General features: G+C 46.8%; 7 protein-coding genes. 4 read left to right on the plus strand and 3 right to left on the minus strand.

The genetic code is table 11. The features are described 5' to 3' along the window. From V6C93_RS32515 to V6C93_RS32525, 3 genes are all read right to left on the minus strand, one after another. On the minus strand, positions 1–2,729 hold a 2,729-nt coding region (locus V6C93_RS32515), incomplete at its 3' end, for a filamentous hemagglutinin N-terminal domain-containing protein (protein ID WP_333480824.1). Between the two features lie 131 nt (positions 2,730–2,860). Next, positions 2,861–3,343 carry a DUF29 domain-containing protein gene (locus tag V6C93_RS32520; RefSeq protein ID WP_333480825.1) on the minus strand — a complete coding sequence of 161 codons (483 nt, stop codon included), beginning with the start codon at positions 3,341–3,343 and terminating at the stop codon, positions 2,861–2,863. A 207-nt stretch (positions 3,344–3,550) separates the two neighbouring features. Continuing rightward, the gene (locus tag V6C93_RS32525; RefSeq protein WP_333480826.1) at positions 3,551–4,189 is read right to left on the minus strand and encodes a peroxiredoxin; all 639 of its coding nucleotides are present in this window, start codon (positions 4,187–4,189) and stop codon (positions 3,551–3,553) included. 251 nt (positions 4,190–4,440) lie between these two features. Here V6C93_RS32525 and psbU point away from each other — a divergent pair, with 251 nt between their 5' ends. From psbU to V6C93_RS32545, 4 genes are all read left to right on the plus strand, one after another. Continuing rightward, positions 4,441–4,896 (plus strand): photosystem II complex extrinsic protein PsbU, encoded by a 456-nt coding sequence (gene psbU / locus V6C93_RS32530; protein ID WP_333480827.1) that lies wholly within the window; start codon positions 4,441–4,443, stop codon positions 4,894–4,896. A gap of 97 nt (positions 4,897–4,993) precedes the next feature. Then, positions 4,994–6,721, plus strand: a complete 1,728-nt coding sequence (nadB, locus tag V6C93_RS32535; RefSeq protein ID WP_333480828.1) for an L-aspartate oxidase — start codon at positions 4,994–4,996, stop codon at positions 6,719–6,721. 1,908 nt (positions 6,722–8,629) lie between these two features. Next, entirely contained in the window at positions 8,630–10,222 is a 1,593-nt protein-coding gene (locus V6C93_RS32540; protein ID WP_333480829.1) for a PAS domain S-box protein, read from the plus strand. Between the two features lie 161 nt (positions 10,223–10,383). Further along, positions 10,384–10,898: gamma-glutamyltransferase (locus tag V6C93_RS32545; RefSeq protein ID WP_333480830.1), on the plus strand; the 515-nt coding region annotated here is incomplete at its 3' end.

A 10,898-nucleotide genomic window follows, 5' to 3' on the forward strand; every position in this document is an offset into this window, starting at 1 on the left:
CTCAACTCTCCCGCCTTTCCTGTAGAGTCCCTCTCAGCTTCAGCATATATGGCGCTGGCAAACTCACTATCGGCAGAGCGACCAATTAGTTGCACTCTAGAAGAGGCATTGACGGTCAAATTCCCCCCATCTCCACTACTCAAGGTGCTAGCTGAAACCTCTGCTCCATCAGAGACGAGTAATTCAGGAGTGGTAATCGTCAAGTTTCCTCCCTTGCCCGTTCCTTCAGTGTCAACAGATAATCGGCTGACGGACTGACCATCGGCAGAGGTGCCAATCAGTTGCACGGATTCAGTGGCATTGACAAGCAGATTTCCTCCGTTTCCCGATCCATCGGTAGTTGCTAAGACCCTTGCCCCACCTGATACAAATAAGGCAGGAGTGTTAACCGTCATGTTTCCCGCGTTTCCTGTCGAGTTCTCGCCAGTTAGAGCAAATAAACCGCTAGGAAATTCATCATCGGCAGAGCGACCCAGCACTCGCACGGATTCAGTAGCATTAACGGTCAAATTTCCTCCATCTCCACTACTGAAGGTACTAGCCGAGACCCGTGCCCCACCCAATATGAGTAATACAGGAGTGTTAATTGTCACGTTTCCCGCGTTTCCTGTGGAGCCTTCGCCAGCTTGAGCCAATAAGCTGCTGCGAGCCTGACCATCGGCAGAGGTGCCAATCAGTTGCACGGATTCAGTAGCATTGACAAGCAAATTCCCCCCATCGCCCGAGCCAAAGGTATTAATTGAAACCTCTGCTCCATCTGTAACGAGTAATTGAGGAGTATTAATTGTCAAGTTTCCCGCGTTTCCTGTCGAGTCTTCCCCTGCTAGAGCAAATAAACCGCTAGGAGATTCATCATCGGCGGTGCGCCCCAGCACTTGCACGGATTTAGTAGCATTAACGGTCAAATTTCCTCCATCTCCACTACTGAAGGTACTAGCCGAGACCCGTGCCCCACCCAATACGAGTAATACAGGAGTATTAATTGTCACGTTTCCCGCGTTTCCTGTAGAGCCTTCGCCAGCTTGAGCCAATAAGCTGCTGCGAGTCTGACCGTCGGCAGAGGTGCCAATCAGTTGCACGGATTCAGTAACATTGACGCTCAAACTTCCCCCATCCCCTTCGCCAAAGGTGCTAACTAGAATCCTTGCCCCATCTGAGACAAGTAACTCCCTCGCCGTGATATCGATGTCACCCCCTTTGCCGAGTCCGGAAGTGTCGCTAGTGACTACGCTATTGACTAGCGAGATGGCATCCTTGGCAATCAGCCTGATATCGCCAGCACTACCAGAAGCAGAGGAGGAGTCAATACGGTTGTTGACAGTAAGACCACGGCGCGAGTCGATAATGACAGAACCAGTGTTACCGACAAAGCCCCCAAATGTGTCATCTGTACGAATTGTGCCTACTGCGATCGCACCACCTGTCAACAAGGTAATAGGTGCGTACTGATTCGTTAAAAAAACAATCCCATCAGGCGCTTTCATCGTAATAGTGCCGATGGAGATATCTGCACTCGTTGGAGTTCCAGGAGTCGGAATGCCAAAGAACCCTGTTGTTCCAGCACGAATATCGAGAGTCGGTCGAGTGGTACCGCTCAGTGCCACAGTTGTGCCATCCGATAGCGTTACAGAACTATCGTTAAACGCTCCACCAAAACCGTTAATCGTTACATTACCGGGAATATTGACACTTCCCCCTGCCAAAATTTGCAGTGAGGCTCCTGTATAGTTCGCCAGACTAAAATCTCCCGCCACCTCAAACACTGGGTCTTTGGGACTTGACAAATTACCTAAACTACTATCTAAATACTCAACTCTAAAATTCCGGCCTGCCCTGACTCGCGCATCTCCCGCTACAGTATTGGCAGAACGCCACACCATATTCCCACCCGATGAGAAAATACTGGCAGGATGATTCAGGGCAAAAATATCCACGATGCGATCGCCCTGCACCAGCAACTGACCCCCAGCAGAAGCAATGAAAGGATTTGCTACACTATCCTGTACTCGTACAGTATCTGTTGCTTTTAAGGTCAAATCTCCCCCAGCAGAAAGCTGACCCTGTAAATCGAGAGTATCAGCCCATAGGGTCAGATTTTGCCCCACTGCTAAATTTCCAGCATTGGCAATGGTTGCTCCTGGTTGATTCGACCCATACTGCAAGCCTGGAGTAATACTGATAGTCAGCAAAGGCGGTGCCTGTGGATTGGTCGCACTAAACTCAACACCATTCCCAAACACCAAACTCTTCGCCGTACTTGCCACAAACGAACCTGCAATATCCAGCTTGGCATTTGGGCCAAAAATGATGCCGTTCGGATTGAGCAAAAACAAATTTGCTCCCCCATCAACTCCCAACGTTCCCTGAATATTCGAGAGGCTATTGCCTGTTACCCGCGTCAGGATAGTCTCAATCCCAACTGGATTAGCAAAATAAACCCGCTGTCCGTCTCCAACATTAAATTCCTGAAAACTGTGGAAGAGGTTAACACCTCGTGCTGCACCCCCTTCAATTAAATCTGCTGTTTGTCCTAGGATATTGGTATTTGGTTTCACAACCGAACGTTCAATAGCTAAAGAAGCATCAGGTGTAATCTGAGCCGTTGCGGAATTTCCAGAGAATGAGTACACCCAACCAACCACTAAACATCCTACTAACCCTTGCTGCCAGCCTCGTCCACTAGCGAAACGAAGGAAGCATCTGTTTAAGGTTTGCATCATTTCAGGCATGGGAGTTGTTTCAGAAAGCACCCAAATTTCTACTTTAGTTAGTTTAAATTCCAATAATAAGAGGAGAAGCAAACATCTTTAAAGTCACCCTTTTCAAGGGGGATTTAGGGGGATCTCCAAGCATTTACAGTTTAAACCTCGCGATCGCCCTGGACGGGTAAGTAGTCTGAATTGAGGATTTCTTCAGGACTGAAGGAAGTTTCAACTGGAAAACCATCAATTGCCAGTCCCGTTTCAGCAGCCACTAATTCCCTTGCGTCCTGGTTGCACTCGTTAAATATCTCAGTATAGTAGGGTTGCAAGCTTGGGCTTTCCTGAAACGCTTTTTTGAGTCTCTGTCGATGCTCAACAATACTTGCTATCCAACTATTTGAGCGCTTCTGGGATTGATACCTATACTTGAGAAGATGCATCAATAAAATCTTGAGGTTGCTGTAAACTGCCCGTTTCTCGCTTCTGCCCATATCTTCAATTTCTTCTAGCAAATTAGCGGCATCAAGGGCGGAGAGTTGTCCTTCTCGCAGGAGTTTAGCAGTTATTTCCAACCAAAGATAATAGTCTTGTTCGTATAGGATGGAGAGATTGTTGACAGTTGACGGTAGGGAGGGTGTCATACAGAAGCACTCCAGCAGGGTTGCTCTATTTTCGACGTAGCGAAATTGTAGATGTCGCGATCGCCTACGTTGACTTTGAATATTGAATAAAATCGCTTGGTGCTACAAGGATACCTCTCATTTAGCGACAATTGTAGGACTTACCCATTAACCAACAAGATTAGGGTGGGCATTGCCCACCCTACAACGATATAACTTGTAAACTGTTTACTTGTTAGGCTGAGGGGTCATGCGCAGGTAAGGCTTGACTTCCTCATACCCTTTGGGGAATTTCTCCTTGAGTACCTCTGGGTCTTTGAGAGAGGGGACAATCACACAGTCACCACCATCTGTCCAGTTCGCTGGGGTCGCCACACTGTGGTGATCCGTCAACTGTAGGGAGTCAATCACCCGTAAGATTTCATCAAAGTTGCGACCAGTGCTGGCGGGGTAGGTAAACGTTAGTCGCAGTTTCTTCTCAGGGTCGATGATGAAGACGGAGCGTACCGTTAAATTATTCAGGGAGTTGGGATGAATCATGTCGTAGAGGTCAGAGACCTTTTTATCCGGATCTGCCAGAATCGGATAGTTCACTGTGGTATTCTGTGTTTCGTTGATATCTCCAATCCATCCTTTGTGAGACTCTACATCATCAACGCTCAGAGCGATGACCTTAACGTTGCGTTTCTCAAATTCCGGCTTAAGTTTAGCAACAGCGCCTAATTCGGTGGTGCAAACTGGGGTAAAGTCGGCTGGATGGGAAAACAGCACGACCCAGCTGTCGCCTGCCCACTCATAAAAGTTAATCTCGCCTTCACTAGAAGCTTGAGTAAAGTCTGGTACTGTATCACCTAGTCGCAGAGCCATAACAAAATTCCCTTAACCTTGTTGCTTAAGATGAACAATCTCAGATCATGCCACAATAAGACCGATTCTCCGGTCGGGCTTTAGATCTATTTATGATTTGACCAACATGCTCAGGGAGTGGCTTTGGGAAAGCGGCTTAGAGACGTGCTTTACTCATATAAAATGAGATGATAGAAAACAAAAATTAAAGTAATAGAGGAGAGGCTTTAATCTCTGCTCATTCTGTGTTGTGTAAGTAAGGAGTAAAGTTGATGAAAAAATTAGTTCGCCTAGTAGCACTCTTGAGCCTGTTGGTAGGCTGTTTAGGGTGGTTCGGGCTACCTCAAAGGGCAGTGGCTTCGACGCTCTCTTCTGGTTATGAGGCAGTGTTAAGTAATGTTACTGAACAACAAACACCTGTCTTAATCGCTGAGGCTTCCCTGCGTAATGCCGCTGATGACAAGCTTTCCACCGAGTTTGGCAAGAAGATCGACTTGAACAATACTCATGTTCGAGCCTTTCGGCAATATCCGGGAATGTACCCCACTCTGGCTGGAAAAATTGTTCAGAATGCTCCCTATAACAAAATAGAGGATGTTCTGAATATTCCAGGACTGTCCGAGCGCCAAAAAGAACTCCTGCAAGCTAACCTTGACAAGTTTACGGTGACCGACCCGTCAGACGTTTTCGTAGAGGGTGGAGACCGCTACAATCCTGGCGTTTACTAATAGCCTCACTAGTCATCCTCATTTTTTGTGCAACCCACTCCTTCGGGAGTGGGTAATTTATTAAAATTTATTAAATTAATTCAGGAACTGACCGAAGTTGAATTCGCTCCCCTCCGATTCTGATCTTGAGCCGAACATTCCTACTCAGTTTGATGTTCTGGTGGTGGGTGCAGGTGCTGCTGGGCTGTATACTGCGCTTTGCCTGCCCGATACAATGCATGTTGGCTTAATTACAAAAGACACTTTATCAACCGGTGCCAGTGACTGGGCACAAGGGGGTATTGCTGCCGCGATTGACCCAGCCGACTCGCCAGTATTACATATAGAAGATACGATGCGAGCGGGTGCAGGTCTTTGTGACTTGGATGCCGTGAAATTTTTGGCACAGCAGGCACCGGAGTGCATTCACTCTTTAGTAGAGTTGGGGGTTGCCTTTGATCGCAAAGAAAATCACCTGGCTTTGACCTTAGAAGCGGCTCACTCGCGTCCCCGTGTGCTTCATGCCGCTGACACCACAGGTCGAGCTGTGGTGAGTACTCTCACGGCTCAGGTACTGACTCGCAGGAATATTACCGTTTTACAGCAGGCGTTTGCTTTATCGTTATGGCTTAATCCGCAAACTGGGCATTGTCAGGGAATTAGCCTGATATACAATGGTCAACTGAGTTGGGTAAGAGCAGGGGCGGTAGTACTGGCAACCGGAGGCGGTGGTCAGGTTTTTGCTCAGACAACGAACCCAAAAGTGAGTACAGGGGATGGAGTTGCGATCGCATGGCGTGCTGGGGCTATCTTACGAGACTTGGAATTTGTGCAATTTCACCCCACCGCCCTAACGAAGCTGGGTGCTCCCCACTTTCTCATTAGTGAAGCTGTCAGGGGAGAAGGCGCTCACTTGATCGATAGTCAGGGACGCCGATTTACCTTTGATTACCACCCTGCTGGAGAACTTGCGCCGAGAGATGTCGTCAGTCGGGCAATTTTTAGCCATTTGCAGCAATCTCCGGATCAAGGGGGAGAAGTCGGGAACATAGAAGAGGTTGGTCATGTCTATTTAGACTTACGACCGATTCCAGCGGATCAAATTCGCTACCGATTCCCCAACATTATCCGGGTGTGTCAGCATTGGGGGATTGATGTCTTCCAGGAGCCTATTCCGGTTGCACCGGCTGCTCATTACTGGATGGGCGGAATCGCGACGGATTTGATGAACCGTACCTCGATTCCGGGTTTATATGCCATTGGAGAAACAGCCAGTACTGGTGTTCACGGTGCCAATCGTCTCGCCAGCAACTCACTTCTGGAATGTATTGTCTTTGGTGCTCAACTGCGTCGCATCACCCCTGACGAATTACAAATCACAACGGATGAATACTCCGCTTCCAATTCCCCTATTGTCGATTTAGCTGTGCAAGACTGGGCAACTCAAAAAGACACAATTACTAGACTACGTGTGAATTTAGAACGCTTGGTGTGGCAAAGTGCTGGGATTTGTCGGCAACAGGAGATTTTGGAGAATGCGATCGCTACCGTAGAACTTTGGCGCACCGAATTTGCTGCTCTGCCCTTAAGCCAACAGTTGTTAAATTTGATCCCCCTCCAGACTCTCAGTTTAGACTTACCGGATGCTGATCGACAATTGCGGGCTTGGGGAGAAACTTACAACTTACTGGATGTAGCTTACTTGATTCTGAACAGCGCTATCTTTCGCACAGAAAGCCGAGGTGGACATTACCGATTAGACTACTCAACCACCAATCCCGACTGGCAAGTTCATACCCTAGTACAAAATAATCGATGGTGGAAATCCCCGCTGATTGGTAATTGAGTTAGGGGATTGAACGTTCGACAGTTGAAGGTTACCAACGGGTAGTTTCGACGGTTGAAATTTGTCAAGTGTCAACTTGCTCTTCCTGCCAACCTACCAACCTATAGCTGTCGCCATAAAGGTTAGGACAGAGTTAACGGCTGAAACGACCACGCAGCAGTAATAAACCTAAAAGCCTACTCCTGCGGAGAACGCTGCGCGAACTGCCCTGGAGCCTTCTGCCTTTTGCTACATAAGCCATTCCCCATTCTTATCGGGTTCCAGAGCCTAAGGTATTATTCGGCCCCTCATTATCGAGTGGATTGAAGGGATGGTTTGATTGATTTATAAGAGCAAGCTTTGGTGAAGCCTTGCTATTAGAAGCAACAAATGATGAGTTCGAGGATATTTTATTGAGTTTACCTAATCCTAAATTCATATCGATGAGCATAGGATTGAACAGCTGCAAACCGATTATCAAAGTTGCAATACTAGTGAATCGGTGGCAAAGGCACATGGCTGTAAATCAATGGTTTTGGGGTTCATACGTTCAGTATATTCAGAGAAATTAACAGTCTAAGGCTATTCATCAAAGCTTTACAGCCTTTTTACCTAAGATTTATCCACATCTAGATGAAAAATAAATTTCCTTAAAGGGAGGATTTTTGTACGCTGTGAATAAAAATAATTGAATTGATTAGGAAGTGACAGTTATATTGTCTCACTACTCATTTAAATTTAGGTAAACCTACGACCCAACCTTCAGATAAACTAATTTTTGAGTTCAGGATTCAGTAATTTTACGAGTATGTTTTACTTGAAATACAGGCTCTTCTCGCTGGCTTTACTAAAAACTCTAGGTACGCCAAGTATTAATGCAAGCTCTGAAATCTTAAGTTTTTCTTGGTCTTGACTTCTAGCTTTTCCCAAGTTAATAACTGAATTCTTTATGTAATACTCTCGCGTTTTTTCTCTCTGCGAATTGTAATACAGACTCTCTTTTGTTTAACTTCTGTACTACGAATATTAAGCGTGCTAGTAGAGTACACTCAACTGTTCTTGAAGCACTTCTAACTGGCTGGGCTAAACCTTGTCTAAACAAACGCACTTTTCATCCAGTATTACGCCAATGGAGAGGCTTTGCACTAGCTAACGCCATACAGCCGCTTTCATTTCTATATACTAGGATTGGTTGAATATTTGAGTAACACAGACCTGAGCGCTCAGCGCGATCGCTGATTAGAGAATAGTCCTGACCCTCTCAGCTTAGCTATCTAAGATAGTGAAACATTTATGTTATGAATTGCTCACTTTCCGGATTTTTTTAAAAAACTTGAATTTAGCCATCAGCTCTTATAGACGTGATAGTATAGAGTTGTCGTTTAAATGGGTTAGTAAACGTCTAATCATCAATTAATAGTTCTGGATTCTTACTTTGCGTAAAAATCACTCCGGATAGTTATGCCCCATCTAATAAGGGTATCTACGGGTTAGGGATTGGCTCCTACCTCTTTAGTAGGAAAAGAGTAGGCAGATTAGGCCAAAGACCGGGAAAAGCTTGATTTGATTGAAACTTGTTCATGTCTTTTCCGGACTTAGCTAAGATTGTACGATAGCTTCTCTAAAGTCCTGATACTCCTAGTCCTGGAACCGTCGTATCGCTTGTAGATTAACCTTGTCCACTAGGCTAAACCGACGATCCTTACCTCGTAAGGCTACGTGAAGGCTATGCTAAAGGTCAAGTTCAGCGGGGTGAGTCAGAGGGACTTAGGTACAACTCATTAGGATAAATCAATATATTGATAAAAAAGTTACATTCAGTTTAGAAAAACTTTATATAAAGATAAGGTTTAATAATATTATTTTTAATAAAACTAATTTAAAAGTTTGATAACTTGTTTTAATGGACTTGATTGAAAGGGAAACAAAATGGCTACTAAGGTAGTGACCTTCAGGTTACCAGAAGACCTAATGGAGGCGATTACCTCTCAAGCTCAGGCAACTGGCAGACCCAGAACAGCCGTGGTGGTTGATGCACTTAAACAAGTGTTTGGTGTGCCCTCTTCCAAAACTCTACCAACTTCAATTGCAAGACTTCACCAACAACAAGAGGCAATCAGTCAAGAAGTTGCCAGCTTGAAGCAGCCAGTAGAGTTCAGACGAGGAACGGCACTATACAATCACCTAAGTCGCCAAGAGGAGTTTGAGCAGGTTTTAGCAACGGGTGAAACGTTATTGGATGAAGTCTCTTCAACCCAACCCAAAAAGCCTCACTCTCAGGAACGTTGTGTTGGAGCTGATTTAACCAGCACCCATGAGGGAGTGAGACCAGAGCTAGAACCGCCCAGCGGTATTCCGGAGGAATTTCAAGAGACACTCCAACAATTGGCAGCTAAGGTTGAGCAGCGAGCAAGGATGCTAGAGCAGGTTCTCTCAGCCTCTGTCGATCATGTCTGTATGTATGACAGGTTGGGAAGATACACTTACGCCAACCGCGCCTTTACGCAGTCATTCCAACTGGAGCAGACTGAACTCTATGGTAAGACTTGGCAGCAGGTAGGCTTGCCAGCCGAGACGATGACGGCGTTCGAGGCAAAACTCCAAATTACCTTGGCTACAGGGCAATCCATCGCGGAGGAAATTAGCCTTCCAACGGTGAATGGAGTCAGAGACTACGAGTACATCCTGAGCCCGATCCATAGCACAGACGGCAGTATTGAGGCTGTGGTGTATACGGCTAGAGATATTACAGAACGCAAGCAGGCAGAAGAGTTACTGCGGGAATCGGAAAAGAATTACCGCAACTTATTTGAGTGGGCTCACGATTCCATCTTTATCACCGACTCTTCAACCCAAATCCTTTTGGATGTCAATGAACACGCCGCACGTCGCTTAGGGTATACCCGCAAACAGATTCTCGCCTTACCACCTGAGGCTTATAGCCCACCGATGGAGCCGAGGCATCGGGAATCCGTGCTACGGCAGTTGTGGCAAACGGGACATGTCGTATTTGAGCATGTTCACAACTGTAAGAATGGCAGGCAGATGCCAATCGAAGTGAGTAGCCGGGTGATTGAATATGGGGGGCAACTGGCGATTCAAAGCTTTGTTCGCGATATTACAGTACGCAAACAAGCTGAAGAAAAGCTAGCTCTCTATCGAGAGATCGTCACTCAGGCTAAGGACGCGATCGCTATTCTAGATTTACAGGGTCGTTACCTGGAACAGAATCCAGCCCATCGATCGCTTCTGGGATATTCGGATGAGGAACTTTTAGGCCGAACCGCTGCCTTCCACCTGGAGGATGAAGGATGGGCAAGCCTGATTAGAGAACTCATCAAGAAGGGTCACTATCATGGCGAAATTACCAGTCGCACTTATAGAGGAGAGTTAGTGACGTTGGAACTCAACGCACTAGCCCTGCGAAATGAGTCGGGTAAGCCAGTTTGGTATCTGACATTTCCCCGCCCTAAGCCATCGCCGAAGCCGGGAGACTCGCCTCCAATGGGTAAAAACGCCTGAAATTATGGCCTGACTCTGAAGTAAGACCTGTAAAGTAGAAAAATTGGACAAAAGTGAGGTAGGACTAACCTCTAGCGCTTTTTGGGCTTCCTACTTCACTAGATTTCTCAAGTCTCTCAGAAAAGTAGATAATATTGGCTACTGAGATCGGGAGACTTGCGTTGACCATTGCATCTAAACCTGGCTTACCTTCTCGTCTGCTAGCCCTTGCCCTCGGTGTTGCTCTCCTACCGCCAATGGTAGGGCTTGCCCAAAACCGCCCTGCACCTGAGGCGGAGAGTGGACGGAGCGATCGCGAAGCTGTCCGCGCCCAGAAGGATATGACTGTGTCAGCTAACCCGCTAGCCTCAGCAGTGGGTCGTGAAATTCTGCGTCGTGGGGGTAATGCCGTTGATGCTGCGATCGCTGTCCAATTAGTCCTCGGTTTAGTTGAGCCACAGTCCTCCGGGATTGGGGGTGGTGCGTTCCTGGTTTACTACGATGCTAAAACGAAAGAAGTTCACACCTATGATGGTCGGGAAACAGCTCCTGCGGCAGCAAAGAGCGATCGCTTCCTAGGGAAGGACGGCAAACCGCTACAGTTTTACGACGCCGTGGTGGGTGGTAAATCGGTAGGCGTACCAGGGACTATCAGGATGCTAGAACTGGTTCACAAAAAATACGGCAAGTTACCCTG

The sequence above is a fragment of the Allocoleopsis sp. genome, assembly GCF_036703385.1.
GTDB lineage: Bacteria > Cyanobacteriota > Cyanobacteriia > Cyanobacteriales > Coleofasciculaceae > Allocoleopsis.